Here is a 19,678-nt window from a genome sequence, read left to right as displayed (position 1 = left end):
ATGGCGATCGCCTACTCCGAAATCGCGCGGGTCCTCGACGGGGCCCGGCGCAGGCAGGGGTGGGTCGTGCTCGCCACCGCCGCCGGCGGCGCCCTCTGCGCCGTCCTGCTCGTCGGGCTCGGCGGGGCGGCGCTCCTCGGCGCCGGTGTCGGACGCCCGACGCCGGTGCGCGCCGCGGCGCTCGCGGCCGCGGCGCTGGTGGCGCTCTCGGCGCTCGCCTGGGCGGCGGTGGCGGCCATGCGCCGCGCCTCGTCGCCGCTGGCGGTGGCGCGCCGGGTGGGCGAGGCGGCGCCGGAGCTCAGGAGCGATCTGGTCAGCTCGGTCGAGCTGGAGGACGACTACGAGGAGGTGCAGCGCACCGGGCGCTACAGCGTGGCGCTGGTGGACGCCCACATCGCCCGCACCGCCGAGCGGGCGCGCGGCCTCGACCTCGCGCGCGTCATCCCGGCGCGGCCGGCGCGCCGGGCCGGGGCGGCGCTGGCGGCCGCGGCGCTCGTGAACCTGGTCGCGCTGGCCGCCGCGCCGCGGGTGCTCGCCGCCGGGTGGCAGCGGCTCCTGGGCCTCGGGCCGGCGGCGCCGGTCCGCCGGGCCGAGCCCATCACCGGCGACGTCGAGGTGAGCTACGTCTACCCGGCGTACATGCACCGGGAGCCGCGGACGATCTCCGGCACCGGCGGCGAGATCTCGGCACCGCGCGGGACGGAGGTGACCCTCAAGACCCGCGCCGACCGCGAGGTGCAGCGCGCGGAGCTCGCGCTCGAGTCGGCCGCGAGGAAGGAGGGGCCCGCCGTCTACGCGCTCACCGTCGCGAACCGCCGCGACCTCGAGGGCCACCTCACCGTCGACGTCCCCGGCGCCTATCGCTTCCGCTTCCTGAAGGGGAAGAAGCTCGTCGCCGAGGGTCCCCCCATCGCGCTCGCGGTGGAGCCCGACGCGCCGCCCGAGGTGCGCATCACCGCCCCGGCGCCGGAGCTCGAGGTGGACGCCCGCGCCCGCGTCCGCATCGAGTGGGCCGCCTCCGACGACTTCGGGCTCGAGAAGCTCACCCTCGTCACGAAGCCGCCCGGCGGCGACGAGCGCCGCACCCAGCTCAAGGCGTTCGCCGGCACCCGCCGCGAGTCGGGCGTGCACGAGCTCGAGCTCGCCCCGCTGCGCCTGGCCGAGGGCGAGAAGCTCCTCTACTGGCTGGAGGCCGAGGACGGCGACGTCGTCTCCGGGCCGAAGCGCGGCGCCTCCGCCACCCACACCCTCAAGATCTACAGCGAGGCCGAGCACCACCGGCTGGCGCTCCTGCGGGCGCAGGGCCTGTGGGAGGACATGGTGAAGCTCCTCGGCGACCGGCTCGACTTCTTCGAGGGCGGCCCGCGCTGGACCGACGAGCGCACCCAGCAGGCGCAGGCGCTCGACGGGCGCACCCGCGAGCTGCACGAGGGGCTGCGCGCCGCGGCCCAGGAGCTCAGGAAGGACCGCTCGGTGCCGCGCCAGCTCCCCCAGGCGCTCGCCAACGCCGCCGCCGGGATCCGCCCCATCGAGCAGGACCTGGCCGCCCTGCGCCTCACGCTCTCGCGCATGCTCCACTTCCAGCGCGCCGGCGCCTCGCCCCTCTTCGACCGGGTGGCCGAGGTGGACGGCCGGCTCGACCGCGAGCTGGAGAAGGACGTCCTCTACCTCGAGCAGCTCTTCGACCAGCAGCGCGCCGACGACCTGGTGAAGGTGGCGAAGGACCTGGCCGCGCGCCGCCGCGACCTGGCCCAGCTCCTCGAGAAGTACAAGCAGGCGCCGAGCGAGGCGGCCAAGAAGGAGCTCCTGGCCGAGGTGGCGCGCATGAAGGCGCGCATGGCCGAGATGATGCGGCGCATGGGCGAGCTCGCGAAGGGGATGAACGACGAGCACATGAACCGTGAGGCGCTGGCGGAGCTGGCGAGGTCGAAGGACGCGATGGGCGGCCTCGACGAGGTGGAGAAGAAGCTCGCCCAGGGGGACGTCGAGGGGGCCATGAAGGCGCTCGACCAGCTCGGCAACGCCATGCAGGACATGCTCGCCTCGCTGGAGCGCACCGCCGGGCGCCCGGGCGAGCAGAACGCCGCGCTCATGAAGGACATGCTCGCCTTCAAGAAGGAGCTGGAGGAGGTCAAGGCCTCGCAGGAGCAGGTGGCGCGCGAGACCGAGCAGGTGAAGGGCCAGTACCAGCAGCGGCTCGCGCAGAAGCTGAAGCAGCTCGAGGCGGGGGCGAAGCAGCTCGAGGGGCTCGCGGCCGAGGCGCGGCGCGAGCTCGACCGCGCGGAGCCGGGCGTGACGCCGCGCTCGGAGGACGAGTTCGGGCAGGCGCGCGATCGGCTGGCGGATCTCCAGAAGGCGCTCGCCGCGAAGGACCTCGACGCCGCGCTCGAGACGGTCCGCCGGGCGCTACCGCCCATGCAGCGGCTCGCCATGGACCTCGGCGACGAGGCCTCCATGGGCGAGCGCTACCGGGCGCTCCGCAGCAAGGACCCGCGCGTGCTGCGCGAGGCCGAGCGGCACGCCTCCGGGGCGCTGGGCCCCACCCGCAAGGTGCGCGACGAGCTGGAGAAGATGTTCCCCGACCCGAAGAGCGTGCTCGGGCCGAAGGAGCAGCAGCGCCTCTCCGAGCTGTCGCAGGAGCAGGGCCAGCTCGAGCAGCGCGCCGGCGAGCTGCGGCAGAAGCTCTCCGAGCTGGCGCAGCGGGCGCCGGTGTTCCCGCCACAGTCGCAGGAGATGCTGGAGGGGTCGCAGGGGCACATGCAGCGGGCGCGGGGGGAGCTGGCGCAGAAGAACGCGCAGCGCGGCCACGGCGAGCAGCGCCAGGCGCTCGACGACCTGTCCCGGTTCCAGCGCGGGCTCGACGAGATGGCCAAGAACGCGAAGCGCGGCCAGGGCGGCGGGGGCGGGTTCCCGTTCCCGTTCGGGGAGGAGCAGGGCGGGCGGGAGGGCGACGGCGCCGACCCGTCTCAGGAGAAGGTGGAGATCCCCGGCGCCGACGCCTTCAAGGCGCCCGACGAGTTCCGCAAGGACCTGCTCGAGGCCATGAAGCAGGGCACGCCCGAGCCGTACCAGGGCGAGGTGAAGCGCTACTACGAGGAGCTCGTCAAGTGAAGGCGCTCTGGCTCGCGCTGGCGCTCGCCGCCGCCCCGTCGCTCCCGGCCGCCGCGCCGACGAGCGCGCTGGCCGAGCGCTCGCCGGACTTCCTCGATCTCCGCCGCGCCGTCTCGCTGCTCGAGGACGAGAACGTGCTGGAGGCGCAGGCGCTCGTCCGGCCCATCCTGGAGAAGCGCCCCAAGGACCCGGCGGTGCAGCTCGTGGCCGGGCTGGTGCGCTTCTACCAGCAGCGGTACGGCGAGGCGGTGGACCTGCTCGAGAAGAGCCGCCTCGGCACCGGCTCCCTCGACTACCTCGCGCTCGCCCGCGCCGCCCGCGAGGTCACGAAGGACCACGCCCGCGCCGAGGGCGAGCACTTCGCCGTCTCCTACCCGAAGGGCAAGGACGAGGTGCTCGTCCCCTACGTGCTCGAGGCGCTCGAGGCGCAGCGGGCGGCCCTGGCGCAGGACCTCGGCTGGTCCACGGCCGGCAAGGTCACCATCGAGATCCTGAACGACACCCGCGAGCTGGCGCGGCTGTCGACCCTCACCGAGGAGGAGATCAAGACCTCCGGCACCATCGCGCTCTGCAAGTTCAACAAGCTCATGATCGTGTCGCCCAAGGCGCTGGTGAAGGGGTACGACTGGCTCGACACGGCGGCCCACGAGTACACGCACTACGTGGTGACCGCGCGCACGCACGACAACACGCCCATCTGGCTGCACGAGGGGCTGGCCAAGTTCTCCGAGACGCGCTGGCGCGGGAAGGGGGGCGAGCTGTCGGCCTCCTCCGCCGGGCTGCTCAAGGACGCGCTCCGCAAGGACCAGCTCATCACCTTCGCGCAGATGCACCCGTCGATGGCGAAGCTGCCCTCCCAGGAGGCGGCGGCGCTGGCCTTCGCCGAGGTGGAGCTGGCGGTCGAATACCTGGAGGCGAAGGGCGGCGCGCCGCTCATGAACCGCATCCTCGACCGCGTCACCGGCGGCGAGCCGGCGGAGCGCGCGGTGGCGCAGGCGCTGGGCGTGAGCTACGAGGCGTTCCTGGCCGACTGGAAGCGCTTCATGGCGGCCCGCCCCCTGCCCGAGGGCGGGCTCCACGTCGAGGAGAAGCTGCGCTTCAAGGGCGACCCGAAGCACGGCGGCGCGCACTCGGAGTGGGCGGAGATCCCGGACGACCGGGCGCGCGGCTTCGCCCGCCTGGGCGAGATCTTCCGCGAGCGCGGCCGGTGGGCCGCCGCCCGGGTCGAGTACGGCAAGGCGGTGGCGCGCGCCGGGAAGGGCATCGCCGTCCTCTCCGACAAGTTCGCGCTGGCCGCCATGATGTCGGGCCACGACGCCGAGGCGCAGGAGGCGCTCACCGAGGCGCTGCGCCGCCACCCGCAGTACGCTGCGCTGCACCTGCACCTCGCCCGCCTGCAGGTGAAGCGGAAGGCCTGGCCGGAGGCGAAGGAGCAGCTCCTGCTCGCCAACGCCCAGGACCCGTTCGACCCCGAGATCCACGCCGGCCTCGCCGCCGTCCACGAGGCCTCCGGCCAGGCCGAGCTGGCGGCGCGGGAGAAGCGCTTCGCGCAGCTGCTCGCGCACGAGTGAGGGTACCTTGGACACCACGATGACCACCCACCCGCCGCCGCTCCCGCCGTCCCCCGAGGCCGACCTCGCCGCGGTGAAGGAGCTCGCCGACGCCCGGCGCCTGCTCCTGGGCGAGATCGAGAAGCGCATCGTCGGCCAGCGCGAGGTGGTGGACCACCTCCTCACCGCGCTCTTCGCGCGCGGGCACTGCCTGTTCGTGGGCGTGCCCGGGCTCGCCAAGACGCTCCTCATCTCCACGGTGGCGGAGGTGCTGAACCTCTCCTTCAACCGGATCCAGTTCACGCCCGACCTCATGCCGTCGGACATCACCGGCACCGACGTGCTGGAGGAGGACCACACCACCGGCAAGCGCGCCTTCCGGTTCGTGCAGGGGCCCATCTTCGCCAACTTGATCCTGGCGGACGAGATCAACCGCACGCCGCCCAAGACGCAGGCGGCGCTCCTGCAGGCGATGCAGGAGTACCGCGTGTCGGCGGGCGGCGAGACCTACCCGCTCGAGCTGCCGTTCCTGGTCTTCGCGACCCAGAACCCCATCGAGCAGGAGGGCACCTACCCGCTGCCCGAGGCGCAGCTCGACCGCTTCATGTTCTACGTGCACGTGAACTACCCGAGCGCCGAGGAGGAGGTGGAGATCGTCCGCTCCACCACCACCGCCGTCCGGCGCGCGCTCACCCGCGTGCTGTCGCCCCACAAGATCCGCGAGCTGCAGGAGCTCGTGCTGCGGGTCCCCGCCGCCGACCACGTCATCCGGCACGCCGTGGAGCTGGTGCGCCTCACCCGGCCCAAGGAGCCGGGCGCGCCCGACTTCGTGAAGGCGCTGGTGGAGTGGGGCGCTGGCCCGCGCGCCAGCCAGAACCTGGTGCTCGGCGCCAAGGCGCGCGCCATCCTCGACGGGCGGCTGGCGGCCTCGGTGGAGGACGTCCGCGCGCTGGCGAAGCCGGTCCTCGTCCACCGCGTCATCACCAACTTCCGCGCCGAGTCGGAGAACGTGCGGAGCGAGGACGTGGTGGACCGGCTCCTGGAGAAGATCCGGCCGTGAACGGCGGCCGGCCCCTCCTCGACCCGGTGGTGCTGGCGCGCCTCGCCACGCTCCACCTGCGCGTGCGCGCCATCACCGAGGGGGTGCTGACCGGCCTCCACAAGTCGCCCCACCACGGCCAGTCGGTCGAGTTCGCCGAGCACAAGGAGTACGCGCCCGGCGACGACGTGCGCCGCATCGACTGGAAGGCCTACGGCAAGTTCGACAAGTACTACGTGAAGCAGTTCGAGCAGGAGACGAACCTGCGCGCGTTCCTGGTGGTGGACGCGTCCGGGAGCATGGGCTACCGCGGCCAGCCGGAGCGGCTCACCAAGCTCGAGTACGCGAGCGCGCTCGCCGCCTCGCTCGCGTACCTGCTCGTCCGCCAGGGCGACGCGGCCGGGCTGGTGGTGGTGGCGGACCGCGTGGTGAAGACCATCCCGGCGCGCGCGGCCGCCTCGCACCTGCCGGCGCTGGTGGACACCCTGGCCGCGCTCGCGCCGAAGGGCCCGACCCGCCTGGCCGCGGCGGTGGACCACGTGCTCGAGCACGCGCCGCGGCGCAGCTCGGTGCTCGTCTTCAGCGACCTCTTCGACGCCGAGGAGCAGGTGTCGAGGCAGCTCGCGCTGCTGCGGCGCCGCAAGCACGAGGTGACGCTCTTCCACGTGCTCGATCCGCACGAGCTCGACTTCCCGTTCGAGGACCCGACGCTGTTCCTCTCCATGGAGGACGCGCGCGAGGTGGAGGCGAACGGGCGCGACGTGAGGAAGGGCTACCTCGAGGTGCTGCGCCGCTGGCTGGAGGGCACGCGCCGGGCCGCCGCCGAGGCGGACCTCGAGCACGTGCTCTGCCGCAGCGACCGCCCGCTCGACGAGGTGCTCCTGCCCTTCCTGGCGCGGCGGGAGCGGCGCGCCGCATGAGCCTCTCCTTCCTGCACCCGGCGCTCGGCTGGGGGCTCCTCGCCGCCCTCGTCCCGCTCGCCATCCACCTCTTCTTCCGGCGGCGCCCCCGGCCCACGCCCTTCCCGGCCATCGACTTCATCCTGCGGGCCCGCCGGGAGACCGAGCGGCGGCTGCGGCTCAAGAAGCTGGTGCTGTTCGCCGCCCGCACCCTGCTCCTCGCCGCGGTGGCCGCGGCGCTGATGCGCCCACGGCTGGAGCGGCCCGAGCAGGCGCGGGCGGCCGCCGCGCGCGGCCCGGCGGCGGTGGCGCTCGTGCTCGACGCCTCCGCCTCGATGGGCTACCGGCTGCGCGGCGGGGCGCTCTTCGACCGCGCGCGCGCCGATCTGCTGGCCGCCCTCGACGACCTCTCGGGCGAGGAGCCCGCCACCCTGGTCGTGTGCGGCGGGCCGGCCGCCCCGGCGGCGCCGCCGCCCAGCTTCGACAAGGCGGCCGTGCGGCGCGCGCTGCGCGAGGCGCAGGTCACCTTCGGCCACGCCGACCTGACCGCCTGCGCCGCCGCGGCCGCCCGCGCCCTCTCCGAGAGCGCCACCGGCGCGCCGCTCGCGAAGCGGCTGGTGATCGCGACCGATCTCGCCGCCTCCTCCTGGCGGCTCGACGCCGCGCCGCCCATGGTGCAGGGCGCGACCGGCCGCGAGCGCCCGGAGGTGACGCTGCTCGACGCCGCGCGCGGCGAGCCGCTCCCGAACCTGGCCGTCACCGAGCTCACCGCCGAGCCGGACGCCTCGGCCGGCCCCCGCGGCTACCGCGTCACCGCCACCGTCACCTCGTACGGCGGGCGGGCCGAGCGGGGCCGCGAGGCGGCGAAGAAGGGCGAGGGGCAAGACGTCGAGCTCCAGCTCCACCTCGGCCCCCCCGCCGCCCCCGTCGCCATCCGCTCCTACGCGCAGGTGCCCGCCGGCGGTGCGGTGAAGAAGACGCTCTCGGTGCGCTTCCCCCAGGGCGGCCCGGCCGCGCTCTCGGTGACGCTCCCGGCCGACCCGCTGGAGGTGGACGACGCGCGCGTGGCGACGCTGGAGGTCCCGCGCGAGGTGAAGGCGCTCGTCGTGAACGGCGCCCCGTCCCCGGTGCGCCACCGGGACGAGGCGTTCTTCGTCGAGGCCGCGCTCGCCTCGTCCGCCTCGCCGGTCCGCCCGACGGTGGTGGACGTCGAGGCGCTGCGGACGGTGCGCCTCGCCGACTACGACGTGGTCTTCCTGCTCAACGTGCGCGCCGTCGGGCCCAAGGCGGCCGACCTGCGCGCCTTCGTGGAGGCCGGCGGCGGGCTCTTCCTCGCCATGGGGGAGGAGGTCGACCCCGACCGCTGGGACGAGGAGCTGAAGGCGCTCCTGCCGCGCCCGCTGCACGTCGTGAAGACCGCCGCCGAGCGCGGCGCGCCCGGCGCCGAGGCGCGCGCGGCGCGGTTCGCCGACGTGGACTGGGAGCACCCGGCGCTGCAGGTCTTCACCGGCCCGGCGCGGGAAGGGTTCGAGGGGGTGCGGACCTGGCGCTACATGCTGCTCAAGCCGGCCGAGCGGGGCGGCCCCGGCGACCGCGTGCTGGTCTCCTACGACGACGGCGCGCCGGCGCTGGTCGAGGCGCGGCGCGGGCAGGGGCGCGTCATGCTCTACACCTCCACGGTCGACCGCGCCTGGTCCGACTGGACCATCCGCACGAGCTTCCTGCCCGCCATCCAGCGGCTCGCGGCCTACCTGGCGGGCAGCCTCGAGGAGCGGCGTGACCGCCCCTCCCTCGTCGACGCGCCGCGCGCGCTCGCCCCGGGCGAGGGGCAGCGCCTCGTCTCGGTGGTGGCCCCCGACGGCCGCGAGCTCCCCGCCTCCGCCCTGCGCCGGGACGCGGCGGGCGCGCTCTCGCTCGTGCCCGACCGGCCCGGCCTGTGGCAGGTGAAGGTGGAGCAGCGCGGCGAGCAGCGCCTCGACCCGCGCCTCGCCTTCGCCGCGCTGCCCGACCCGCGCGAGAGCGACACCGCCCGCCTCGACCCGCAGGAGCTCACCGCCTGGTTCGGCGGCGAGGGCCACGCCCGCGTCGCCAGCGACGCCGCCCAGGGCCCGCGCCGGATTCCCCTCTGGTCCATCCTCCTCGCCCTCGGGATCGTGGCATTCTTCGCCGAGGGGCTGCTGGTGGCGTGACGGGAGAGGCGGAGCCACGCATGTCGACGCTCGACGCAGAAGTCGCCGGCCTCTTCTCGGTCGGCTTCCAGGGCACCACCCCTTCGCCCGAGGTGCTGGAGCTCCTCCGGCGCGGGGTGTACGGGGTCATCCTGTTCGCGCGCAACGTGGTGGACGCGGAGCAGGTGGCGGAGCTGGTCGCCGCGCTCAAGCACGCCGCGGGGCGGCCGCTCCTCGTCTCCATCGACCAGGAGGGCGGCCGGGTGGCGCGGCTGCGCTCGCCCCAAGGCTTCACCGAGCTGCCCCCCATGCGCGCGATCGGGCACACCGGCGACGCCGAGGTCGCCTTCGCCGCGGGCGCGCTGCTCGGCCGCGAGCTGCGCGCGGTGGGGATCGACCAGGACTACGCGCCGGTGGTGGACGTCGACACGAACCCGCAGAACCCGGTCATCGGCGACCGCAGCTTCTCGCGCGACCCCGAGGCGGTGGGGCGGCTCGGGGTGGCGCTCGCCCGCGGCCTGCAGTCGGAGGGCGTCGCCGCCTGCGCCAAGCACTTCCCCGGGCACGGCGACACGAGCCAGGACTCGCACCGCGACCTGCCGCGGCTCCCGCACGAGCTGGCCCGGCTGCGGGCGGTGGAGCTGGTCCCGTTCCGCGCCCTGGCCGAGGCCGGCGTCGCCTCGGTCATGACCGCCCACGTGGTCTTCGACGCGCTCGACGCGCGCCGGCCGGCCACCATGTCCGCCCCGGTGCTGCGCCTGCTGCGCGAGGCGTGCGGCTACCAGGGCTGCGTCATCTCGGACGACCTGGAGATGAAGGCGGTGGCGGAGCACTTCCCGCTGGAGGAGGCGGTGCCCGAGGCGCTCGCGGCGGGCGTGGACGCGCTGCTCGTCTGCCACGAGGCGCCGGTGCAGCACCGCGCCATCGACCTCGCCCGCGCCGCCGTCGAGCGCGGGCAGGTCTCGCGCGAGCGGCTGGCGGAGGCGCGGCGCCGGGTGGCGGCGCTGCTGCGCTGGGCCGGTCCGGCGGCGGATCCGCGCGCGGCGCGGGCGCGCCTGCGCACCGCGGAGCACCTCGCGCTCGCTGCCCGCATCCCGCCGCTGGCGACGGGGAAGGACCCGACCGCCGCCTAGGCCCGCGGCTCGAAGATCTCGAGCGCCACGAGCGCCCACAGGCTCGCGCGCACCTCCTCCGGCGGCCTGCGCGCCAGCGCCACCAGCTCCGCCACCGTCCGGGTCCCGTCCACGTGCGGCAGGAGCTGCGCCTCCCAGATCTCGAGCTCCACCTCGTGCAGCCCGAACGCCGGCTGCTGGGTGGGCATGAGGCGCGCCCCGTCGGGCAGCAGGCGCACCAGGCGCTCGCGCCGGTAGAGCTTCTTCACGCCGCGCGCGATGAGGTGGGCCGGGTGGACGTCGATCTTGGTCGACTCCGCCTGGGCGCGGCCGCTGAAGTGGATCCGGTAGCGCCCCTCCTCCCAGCCGAAGAGCGAGTACGCGATCGCCTTCACCTGCTGCGCCACGTAGTAGAGCTTCTCCGTCTCCTTGAGGATGCCGAGCTCCACCAGCGCGTCGCCGGCGCGGACGCCCCGCCGCTCGGCCGTCTTCTCGCACAGCTCGAGCTGGGCCGTGGTGAGCTTCCCCACCCGCACCAGGAACTGGCCGAACCGGTCCGCTACCAGGTTCGAGATGGCGTAGCAGGGCCGGCCGTGGTCGAAGTAGATGGTCTTCTTCACCTTGCCGCGCTGGAGCGTCAGCTCGCCGGTCTGCTGCGTCAGCCAGAAGGCGGTGATGAGGTCGGGCAGGTTGTCCCGGAGCTCGCCCTCGTCGGGCGGCTCGGCCCGGCCGGCCCGCGCCTCGGCGGCCGGCTCGACCCGCGCCGCCGGCGCCGCCGAAGGCTTGAGGGGCGGCGGGGTGAAGGCCGCCACCGGCGCCGCCTCCAGCGGGTCGCCGCGGATGACGGCGGAGACGCGCCCGGTCTCGCGCACCTCGACCTTGCCGGTGATGGAGAGCGCGTCGATGGGCTCCTCGGCCTCGACCGCCACCTCCACCTCGAAGTCCTCGCCGGCCACCTCGGGGCGGGGCGGCGGGCCGGCCGGCGCGGGCAGGAGGTTCTTCAGGGTCTCGAGCAGCTTCCGCGCCTCGAACGGCTTCTCGAAGAAGCCCGCCGCGCCGTGCTGGACGCGCGCCTCCGAGGCGGCGCGCCCGCCCTTGAAGATGCCCGTCATGAAGACGAACGGGATCCCGGCCTTCCGCAGCGCCGCCCCGATGTCGTAGCCCATCATGTCCGGCAGGAGGATGTCGACCACCGCCACCGCCGGCTTCTCGGTGGCGATCGCGTCGAGCGCCGCCTTGCCGCGCGCGCAGGTCACCGCGCGCCAGCCCTCCCCCTCCACCAGCCGCGCCAGAAGCCGGAGCAGCTCGTGGTTGTCGTCGACGAGGAGGACGGTGTGGCCGGGGCCAGGAGCCATGGACGGGGGACACCCTATCCCGGGGCGGGCGCGGATTCATCCTCCGCGGACGGTCCGGCGGGGGGCAAGCCGCCGCCCTGCATCGGGATTTCGCGCCGAAGGTGGTGGGAGGTGCGGCGGCGGGGGACAAGCCCCCGCCCTACTCGCCGAGGTAGGCCTTGCGCACCTCGGGCGAGGCGAGCAGCTCGGCGCCGGTGCCGGTCATGACCACCTCGCCGGTCTCGAGCACGTAGGCGCGGTGCGCGATCTGCAGCGCCTTGTGCGCGTTCTGCTCGACGAGGAGCAGCGCCACGCCCTGGGCCGAGACGTCGCGCAGCACCTGGAAGATGCGCTCGACCACCTGCGGCGCCAGGCCGAGCGAGGGCTCGTCGAGGAGCAGGAGCTTCGGCCGGCTCATGAGGGCCCGCGCCACCGAGAGCATCTGCTGCTCGCCGCCGGAGAGGGTGCCCGCCACCTGGCTCATCCGCTCGCGCAGGATGGGGAAGAGCGAGAACATCCGCTCGCGGTCGGCGGCGATGCCGTCGCCGTCGCGCCGGAGGAAGGCGCCCAGGTCCAGGTTCTCCTTCACCGTGAGGTTGAGGAAGATGCCCCGCCCCTCGGGCGCGTGGGCGAGCCCGCGCGCCACGATGTCGTGCGGCATGAGCCGCGTCAGCTCCTCGCCGCGGAAGCGGACCGAGCCGGAGGTCGGGCGCAGCATGCGCGAGACGGCGCGCAGGGTGGTGGTCTTGCCGGCGCCGTTGGCGCCGATGAGCGCCACCACCTGCCCCTCCGGCACCTCCAGCGAGACCCCGCGCAGCGCCTCGATGGCGCCGTAGTGGACCACCAGGTCCTTCACCGAGAGCACGGGCTCACTCATGGCGTCGGCGCTCCGGGCACGGCGATCTTCTTCTCTTCGAGGTACGAGTCGCCGAGGTAGGCCTCGATCACCTTGGGGTCCTTGCGCACCTTCTCCGGCGCGCCCTGGGAGATGGTGACGCCGTGGTCGAGGACGACCAGCCGCTCCGAGACGCCCATGACGAGCCGCATGTCGTGCTCGATGACCAGGATCGCGAGCCGGAACTGGTCGCGGATGCGGTGGATGAGCTCCATGAGCGCCACCTTCTCCGAGGCGTTCATGCCGGCGGCCGGCTCGTCGAGGCACAGCACCTTGGGCCCGCTCGCGAGCGCGCGCGCGATCTCGAGCCGGCGCTGCTCGCCGTAGGGGAGGTTCTTCGCCAGCGCCGCGCGGCGGTGGGAGAGCCCCATGACCTCCAGGTACTCGTCGGCGCGGGCGGTGATGCGCTCCTCGTCGGCGACGAAGGACGGGGTGAGGAAGAACGCGCCCGCGAAGCCGGCCTTGCGCCCGTGGTGGCAGGCCACCTTCACGTTGTCGAGCGCGGTGAGCTCCTTGAAGAGCCGGATGTTCTGGAAGGTGCGCGCCACCCCGGCGATGCAGATCTCGTGCGGCCGCCGGCCGTTCACGCGCTCGCCCGCCACCAGCACGTCGCCCGCGCTGGGCGGGTAGACGCCGGTGATGGCGTTGAAGGCGGTGGTCTTGCCGGCGCCGTTCGGGCCGATGAGGCCCACCAGCTCGCCCGGCAGGAGCGTCAGGTTGAAGTCGGCGAGGGCCTTGAGGCCCCCGAACTGCATGGTGACGTTGCGGGCCTCGAGCACCGCGGCGGGCGTGCTCACGGCGAGGTCTCCGCGCCGGCGGCCTTGCGGCGGCCCCCCGGCAGCTTCACGATGTCCCAGATCTCGCGGGTACCGAAGATGCCGCTCGGGCGGGTGAGCATGAGCACGATGAGGAGGAGCGAGTAGACGACCATGCGGTATTGCTGCACCTCGCGCAGCCCCTCCAGCGCGAAGGAGAGCACGAGCGCCGCGACCACGGAGCCGGTGACCGAGCCCATCCCGCCCAGCACCACCATCACCACCACCTCGATCGACTTCACGAAGGTGAAGGAGCGCGGGGTGCAGAGCTGGATGAGGTGCACGAGCAGCCCGCCCGCCAGGCCGGCGAAGGCGGAGGCGATGACGAAGGCGCGCACCTTGTAGCCGGTGGTGTCGACCCCCATCGCCTCGGCCGCCACCTCGTCCTCGCGGATGGCGAGCAGCGCGCGGCCGTGGGTGGAGCCCACCAGCCGCCGCGCCATGGAGATGGTGGCCACCGCGCCCATCCCCACCCAGACCACGGTGGTGAGCCGAGGCAGGCCGCTGATGCCGGTCGCCTGCCCGAGGAAGGGCGTGTTCTCGATGATGACGCGGATGATCTCGTTGAAGCCGAGCGTCACGATGGCGAGGTAGTCGCCGCGGAGCCGCAGGGAGGGCATGCCCACCAGCACGCCGGCCAGCGCGGCGGTGACCATGCCGGCGAGGAGCGCGAGCAGGAACACCACCTGGTCCGAGACCCCGGCCGACAGCCCGACGATCTGCAGGCCGTGCATGGCGGTCGTGATCTTGGCCGCGGTGTAGGCGCCCACCGCCGCGAAGCCGGCGTGGCCGATGGAGAACTGGCCGGTGAAGCCGTTCACCACGTTGAGCGAGACCGCCAGGATGACGTTGATGCCGGCCGAGATGAGGACGATGGCCCAGCCGGGCGAGATGACGCCCTGGAGGGCGAAGAGCAGGGGGAGCGCGACGAGGAAGGGCAGCGCCGAGCGCAGCACGATGCGTACGGGTCTCACGGCTACACCTTCTCCGGGCGGAAGGAGCCGAAGAGCCCGGCCGGGCGGACGAGCAGGACGATGATGAGGAAGGCGAAGGCGATGCCGTCGCGGTACGACGAGAGCGCGTAGCCCGAGACGTACTCCTCGGCGAGCCCCAGCGCGAGGCCGCCCACCATGGCGCCCGGCACGTTGCCGATGCCGCCGAAGACCGCGGCCACGAAGGCCTTGATGCCGAGGGTGAGGCCCATGAGCGGGTCGACCTTGGGCCGGGAGCCCGCGAAGAGCAGCGCCGCCGCGGCCGCCAGCGCGCTCCCGAGCGCGAAGGTGCCCGCGATGACCCGGTTCACGTTGATGCCCATGAGCCCGGCCACCTGCGAGTCGAAGGACACGGCGCGCATCGAGGTGCCGAAGCGCGTCCGGTACACGATGTACTGCAGGAGCAGCATGAGGCCGACGGCGGTGAAGAAGGAGATGACGTCGTAGTTGCTGACGTAGACGCCGAACGGCTCCCAGGCGACGCGCGTGAACGGCTCGGGGAAGAAGCGCGGGGTCGGGCCGGGCGGGAAGGGGATGCCGAGCCCGGGGATGGAGGGGAGCTGGAACCCGTACTCGAGCAGGAACGAGACCCCGATGGCGGTGATGAGCGAGGTGAGCCGCGCCCGGTGCCGGAGCGGCCGGTAGGCGAAGCGCTCGATCAGCACCCCCAGGATGCCGCAGATGATCATGGAGCCGACGAAGACCACGAGCGCCTTCGCCAGCGAGGGGCTGCCGCCGACGCCCATCGCGTTCGCCAGGTAGAAGCCGGAGAAGGCCCCCACCATGTACACGTCGCCGTGCGCGAAGTTGATGAGCTTCAGGACGCCGTAGACCATCGTGTAGCCGAGCGCGATGAGGGCGTAGATCGTCCCCACCGACAGGCCGTTCACGAGGTGCTGCAGGAACTCGGTCACGCGGACCTCGCCGAAGATGCGGTAACGCGGTGAGGGGGGAGTGTCGCGCGAAAGGCCAGCGGCGTGGAAGGGGGTCACCCCCTCCCACGCCGCCGGGACAATCCGCTACGGATTCACGGTGGCGGCGAAGTGCGCCTCGTTGTTCTTGATGGCGAGGACCACCGCCGACTTCACGGCGTTGTGGTCCTGGTCCAGGTTGATGACGCCCGAGACGGCCTGGTACCCCTTCGTCTGCTCGATGGCGTCGCGGATGGAGGGGCCGGTGAGGTCCTTCGCCCGCTTCATCGCGTCGATGGCCACGTTGGCGGCGTCGTAGCCGAGCACGGCCAGCGCGTCCGGCACGCTGCCGTAGGTCTCCTTGTACTTCTTCACGAAGCCCTGGATGACCGGCGACGGATCTTCGCTCGAGTAGTGGTTCGAGAAGTAGGAGCCGTCGAGCGCCCCCTTCGCGATCTCGTAGAGCTTGACCGAGTCCCAGCCGTCGCCGCCCATGAGCGGGACCTTGATGCCGAGCTCGCGCGCCTGGCGGGCGATGAGCGCGACGTCCGTGTAGTAGCCGGGGACGTAGATGGCCTGGATCTTCTTGTTCTTGATGGCCGTGAGCTGCGCCTTGAAGTCCTGGTCACCGGCCTTGTAGCTCTCGTCGGCGACGATGGTGCCGCCGAGGTCCTTGAACTTGGCCGCGAAGAAGTTCGCCAGGCCGACCGAGTAGTCGTTGCCCACGTCGCGGAGCACCGCGACGTTGTTGATCTTGAGGTTCTCGCGGGCGAACTTCGCCATCACCGTGCCCTGGAAGGGATCGATGAAGCAGACGCGGAAGACGTAGGGGCGCGTCTTGTCGCCGTCCTTGGTGACGCGGGGGTTGGTGGAGGTGGGGGTGATCATCGGGACCTTGTTCGAGTCCGCGATGGGCGCCATCGCCAGCGAGCGGCTCGAGGCCACCTCGCCGAGGAGCACGGTGGCCCCGTCCTGGGTGACGAGGCGCGTGGCGGCGACGGCCGCCTCCTCGGGCTTGCCCTGGTCGTCGAGCGTCTTGACCGTGAGCTGCTTGCCCTTCACGCCGCCGGCCTTGTTGGCCTCGTCCACGGCGAGCTTGATGCCCTTGTCGGTGGAGTCACCGAAGGTGGCCTCGTTGCCCGTCATCGAGGCGACATGGCCGAAGACGAGCTTGTCGCCGGCGGGGGCGCCGCCGGCGGCCGGTGCCGCCGCCTGCGGAGCGGCGGGCGCCGGAGCTTCCTGCTTCTTGTCCTGACAAGCGGCGACGGCCACGACGGCGGCCATCAGCGCCAGGGTGCGCGTGAGACGCATCGTAAACCTCCCGAACAGGTGGAAAGCATTTCCATAGCACGGTCAATCGTGCGCGCGTCAACTTATCCAAGCGTTGAGCCTGCCGCCCGAACGAGCAGGTAAATGCCTTGTTTCCCAGCAGGAAGCCGCGGCTATTTTCTTGCCAACCCCGTTCGGGATTGCTCTACTCCCCCTCCATCTCTTCACGGCAGGACAACCGCAGGTAAGGAGAGAAACGGATGACCCTGAAGCGAATCGCGACCCTGTGCCTCGTCGTGGGGATGGCCCTGCCGTTCGCCGCCCGCGCCGACGACGCCCCGGGCGTGTTCAAGATCCCGGGGACGGACAGCACCATCAAGTTCTACGGTTACGTGCAGCTCGACACCACCTACGACTTCGCCGGCCGCGACCCGAACGTCGAGGGGAACGACTGGGCGGTCCACATCGCCAACGTCCCGCTCGAGAACTCGGCCGAGTACCGGCAGAAGAAGAACCAGATGTACATGACGGCCCGGACGAGCCGCTTCGGCATCGAGACCAGCACCCCGACCAAGATCGGCGCGGTCGGCGTGAAGCTCGAGGGCGACTTCAACGCCTCGAACCTCGAGTCCGGCCAGAGCTTCACCAACTCGGTGCTGTTCCGCCTGCGCCACGCCTACGGCACGGTGGCCGGCGCCTCGGGCACGTTCCTCGTCGGCCAGACCTGGTCGAACTTCCTCGACCTGGCTTCGTACCCCGACACGGTGGACTTCAACGGCCCGGGGTCGATCGCCCTCATCCGTCAGCCGCAGATCCGCTACACGCTGCCCATCGGCCCGGCCAGCCTGGCCGTGGCGGTCGAGAACGCGCCCGGCACCGACGGCGACGACTTCGGCAACCTGGGCGGCGGAAACGGCAGCCGCGTCTCGACCATCCCCGACTTCACGGCCAACCTCGGCTTCTCGGGGGCGTGGGGCAGCGCTTCGATCCGCGGCGTGACGCGTAACGTCAAGGTGGTGGACAACGCCGCCGCGCCCACGAAGACCCTCAGCAAGCAGGGCTACGGCGGGGCCGCCTCGGCCGCGCTCAAGCTCGGCGGCGACACCCTCGTCGTCCACGGCGTCTACGGCTCGGGCCTCGGCCGCTACATCTTCAACGTCGGCCTCAGCGTGGGTCCGAACGGCATGCTGGTCGGCGCCAACGACCTCACCGCGGTGGAGGCCGCCGCCTACCACGTCGGCTACACCCACGTCTGGACGCCGGCCGTCCGGTCCAACCTGGTGTGGAGCCAGACGTTCATCATGAACCCGACGATCGGCGGCGTGGACGCGTTCGACAACACCGTCAACCACCGCATGGACCAGCTCTTCGTGAACAGCTTCTGGACGTTCGCGAAGAACGCCGAGTTCGGCCTCGAGTACGGCTGGGGCCAGCGGAAGACGTTCAACGTGGGCGCCGGCGGCGAGCAGACCGGCACGCAGAGCCGCATCACCGGCACCTTCCACTACAACTTCTTCTAGCCGACCCGTCGGCGGTGGAATCCGGGGCCGGGGGCGAAAGCCTCCGGCCCCTTGCATTTCCGCTCGCGCCAGCGCATGCACGAGCGCATGCGATACACGCTCTCTCCCGCGGTCGCCGGCGCGCTCCTCGCCCTGGCCGCCTGCGCCGGCGGCGTCAAGACGGTGCGCACCAGCGACGCGCAGCTCGCGCCGCGCCCCTCCGACTGCCCGCTCGAGTTCCTGCAGAAGGCGCCCGAGCGGCCGTACGACGAGCTCGCCGAGCTCGAGACGCACGTCACGGCCGCGCCGGCCGGCGGTACCCGCGAGGCCTTGCGCCCGAAGGCGTGCGAGCTCGGCGCCGACGCCGTCATCGTCACCCGCGACTTCGTGACCAACGCGTACGGCCACGCCATCGTGGCCGGCACGGCCATCAAGTACCGCGCCGAGGCGCCGCCGGCGCCGGAGGCCCCGGCCCCCGAGGCTCCCGCACCGGAGGCGCCGCGGCCCGGCGCGCCGGTCAACCTTTAGCGGCGCGCGGGGCTGGCACCTCTCCCGCGGTCGACGCGGGGTTGCCCCTCCGAAACAAGAACGGCCGCCCCCTCGCGGGAGCGGCCGTCGTGAAGCCGTGGGGCGGGGGCTCGTCCCCCGCCGGCGCATCACATGTCGAAGTACAGCGCGAACTCCATCGGGTGCGGGCGGCTGCGGACCGGGGTGACTTCCTTGTCGTACTTGTACTGGATCCAGGTCTCGATGACGTCCTCGGTGAAGACGTCGCCCTTGAGCAGGAACTTGTGGTCCTTGCGGAGCGCCTCGAGCGCCTCGTCCAGCGAGCCCGGCATCTTCGGGATGTCCTTCAGCTCCTCGGGCGACAGGCCGTAGATGTCCTTGTCGAGGGGCTGGCCCGGGTTGATCTTGTTCTCGATGCCGTCGAGGCCGGCCATGAGCTGGGCGGCGAACGCGATGTAGCCGTTGCAGCTCGGGTCCGGGGTACGGAACTCGATGCGCTTCGCCTTGGGGCTCGGCGAGTACATCGGGATGCGGATCGAGGCCGAGCGGTTCCGCGCCGAGTAGGCGAGGTTGATGGGCGCCTCGAAGCCCGGGACGAGCCGCTTGTAGCTGTTCGTCGACGGGTTGCAGAGGGCGGCCAGCGCCGGCCCGTGCTTCAGGACGCCGCCGATGTACCACATGGCGAGCTCGGAGAGGCCCGCGTACCCGTCGCCGGCGAAGAGCGGCTTGCCGTTCTTCCAGATCGACTGGTGGGTGTGCATGCCCGAGCCGTTGTCGCCGTAGAGCGGCTTCGGCATGAAGGTCACGGTCTTGCCGTGGCGGCGGGCGACGTTCTTGATGACGTACTTGAACCACTGCAGCTGGTCGGCGCAGCGCACGAGCGAGTCGAAGCGGATGTCGATCTCGGCCTGGCCGGCGGTGGCGACCTCGTGGTGCTGGCGCTCGACCTTGATGCCGACCGACTCCATCACCCGGCACATCTCGGTGCGGATGTCCTGCTGGCTGTCGGTGGGGGCGACCGGGAAGTAGCCCTCCTTGTAGCGCGGCTTGTAGCCGAGGTTGCCGCCGGCCTCTTCACGGCCGGTGTTCCACTGCCCCTCGCCCGAGTCGACCTTGTAGAACGAGTGGTTCACGCCGGAGTCGTAGCGGACCTCGTCGAAGATGAAGAACTCCGGCTCCGGGCCGAAGTAGGCCACGTCGCCGATGCCGGTCGACTTGAGGTACTTCTCCGCCTTGATGGCGATGTTGCGCGGGTCGCGCGAGTACGGCTCCTTCGTGATCGGGTCGACGATGTTGCAGATGATGGAGAGCGTCGGCTCCGCCATGAACGGGTCGATCACCGCCGTCGAGGCGTCCGGCATCACCAGCATGTCGGAGGCGTTGATGGCCTGCCAGCCGCGGATCGAGGAGCCGTCGAACCCGAGGCCCTCCTCGAAGACCTCCTCGGTGAGCTCGTCGAGCGGGATCGAGAAGTGCTGCCAGATCCCGATGAAGTCCATGAACTTCAGGTCGACGTAGGTGGCCTTCTTGTCCTGGGCCAGGCTGAGCGCCTGCTTCGGGGTGAGGTTCGCCATGCG

The 19,678-nt window shown here is 72.5% G+C and carries 15 protein-coding genes; 8 read left to right on the top strand and 7 right to left on the bottom strand.

Translation table 11 applies throughout. From position 1 onward, the window contains the following. The 6 genes from HWY08_RS11775 to nagZ are packed head-to-tail and all read left to right on the top strand — an operon-like array spanning nucleotide 1 to nucleotide 9,900. Nucleotides 1-3,111 (top strand): DUF4175 family protein, encoded by a 3,111-nt coding sequence (locus tag HWY08_RS11775; RefSeq protein ID WP_176065349.1) that lies wholly within the window; start codon nucleotides 1-3, stop codon nucleotides 3,109-3,111. Further along, nucleotides 3,108-4,682, top strand: a complete 1,575-nt coding sequence (locus HWY08_RS11770) for a peptidase MA family metallohydrolase (RefSeq protein WP_176065347.1) — start codon at nucleotides 3,108-3,110, stop codon at nucleotides 4,680-4,682. The genes HWY08_RS11775 and HWY08_RS11770 overlap by 4 nt, the downstream gene beginning before the upstream one ends. 19 nt (nucleotides 4,683-4,701) lie before the next feature. Next, complete coding sequence (locus HWY08_RS11765; protein WP_176065345.1) at nucleotides 4,702-5,721, top strand: AAA family ATPase; 1,020 nt, start codon at nucleotides 4,702-4,704, stop codon at nucleotides 5,719-5,721. Further along, nucleotides 5,718-6,620, top strand: a complete 903-nt coding sequence (locus HWY08_RS11760) for a DUF58 domain-containing protein (RefSeq protein ID WP_176065343.1) — start codon at nucleotides 5,718-5,720, stop codon at nucleotides 6,618-6,620. The genes HWY08_RS11765 and HWY08_RS11760 overlap by 4 nt, the downstream gene beginning before the upstream one ends. Continuing rightward, a complete protein-coding gene (locus tag HWY08_RS11755) occupies nucleotides 6,617-8,788 on the top strand; it encodes a BatA domain-containing protein (RefSeq protein ID WP_176065341.1) in 2,172 nt (723 codons plus the stop codon). Before HWY08_RS11760 ends, HWY08_RS11755 begins: the two co-directional genes overlap by 4 nt. Nucleotides 8,789-8,808: 20 nt before the next feature. Next, entirely contained in the window at nucleotides 8,809-9,900 is a 1,092-nt protein-coding gene (gene nagZ, locus HWY08_RS11750; protein ID WP_176065339.1) for a beta-N-acetylhexosaminidase, read from the top strand. On the opposite strand, the gene HWY08_RS11745 is transcribed toward nagZ, so the two are convergent. From HWY08_RS11745 to HWY08_RS11720, 6 genes are all read right to left on the bottom strand, one after another. Continuing rightward, entirely contained in the window at nucleotides 9,897-11,234 is a 1,338-nt protein-coding gene (locus HWY08_RS11745; protein ID WP_176065337.1) for a response regulator, read from the bottom strand. The two genes, nagZ and HWY08_RS11745, sit on opposite strands and share 4 nt — an antisense overlap. Nucleotides 11,235-11,373: 139 nt before the next feature. Continuing rightward, nucleotides 11,374-12,090 (bottom strand): ABC transporter ATP-binding protein, encoded by a 717-nt coding sequence (locus tag HWY08_RS11740; RefSeq protein ID WP_176065334.1) that lies wholly within the window; start codon nucleotides 12,088-12,090, stop codon nucleotides 11,374-11,376. Then, on the bottom strand, nucleotides 12,087-12,863 hold the full coding sequence (locus HWY08_RS11735; protein WP_176065795.1) for an ABC transporter ATP-binding protein: 777 nt from the start codon (nucleotides 12,861-12,863) through the stop codon (nucleotides 12,087-12,089). Before HWY08_RS11735 ends, HWY08_RS11740 begins: the two co-directional genes overlap by 4 nt. A gap of 38 nt (nucleotides 12,864-12,901) precedes the next feature. Next, entirely contained in the window at nucleotides 12,902-13,897 is a 996-nt protein-coding gene (locus tag HWY08_RS11730; protein WP_176065332.1) for a branched-chain amino acid ABC transporter permease, read from the bottom strand. Nucleotides 13,898-13,899: 2 nt separating this feature from the next. Continuing rightward, nucleotides 13,900-14,829, bottom strand: a complete 930-nt coding sequence (locus HWY08_RS11725; protein ID WP_176065330.1) for a branched-chain amino acid ABC transporter permease — start codon at nucleotides 14,827-14,829, stop codon at nucleotides 13,900-13,902. A gap of 105 nt (nucleotides 14,830-14,934) precedes the next feature. After that, a complete protein-coding gene (locus HWY08_RS11720; protein ID WP_176065328.1) occupies nucleotides 14,935-16,137 on the bottom strand; it encodes an ABC transporter substrate-binding protein in 1,203 nt (400 codons plus the stop codon). A gap of 218 nt (nucleotides 16,138-16,355) precedes the next feature. Between HWY08_RS11720 and HWY08_RS11715 the strand changes: the two genes are divergently transcribed. Both HWY08_RS11715 and HWY08_RS11710 read left to right on the top strand, forming a co-directional pair. Then, nucleotides 16,356-17,615, top strand: coding sequence for a DcaP family trimeric outer membrane transporter (locus tag HWY08_RS11715; protein WP_176065326.1), 1,260 nt, complete (start codon nucleotides 16,356-16,358; stop codon nucleotides 17,613-17,615). A gap of 87 nt (nucleotides 17,616-17,702) precedes the next feature. Next, complete coding sequence (locus tag HWY08_RS11710) at nucleotides 17,703-18,122, top strand: hypothetical protein (RefSeq protein WP_176065101.1); 420 nt, start codon at nucleotides 17,703-17,705, stop codon at nucleotides 18,120-18,122. A 128-nt stretch (nucleotides 18,123-18,250) separates the two neighbouring features. Here the strand turns inward: HWY08_RS11710 and glnA are convergent, their stop codons facing one another. Then, complete coding sequence (gene glnA / locus HWY08_RS11705) at nucleotides 18,251-19,675, bottom strand: type I glutamate--ammonia ligase (protein WP_176065324.1); 1,425 nt, start codon at nucleotides 19,673-19,675, stop codon at nucleotides 18,251-18,253. Nucleotides 19,676-19,678 lie beyond the last annotated feature (3 nt).

The organism is Anaeromyxobacter diazotrophicus (assembly GCF_013340205.1).
Lineage (GTDB): Bacteria > Myxococcota > Myxococcia > Myxococcales > Anaeromyxobacteraceae > Anaeromyxobacter_A > Anaeromyxobacter_A diazotrophicus.
This window is presented reverse-complemented; position numbering and strand designations above follow the sequence as displayed.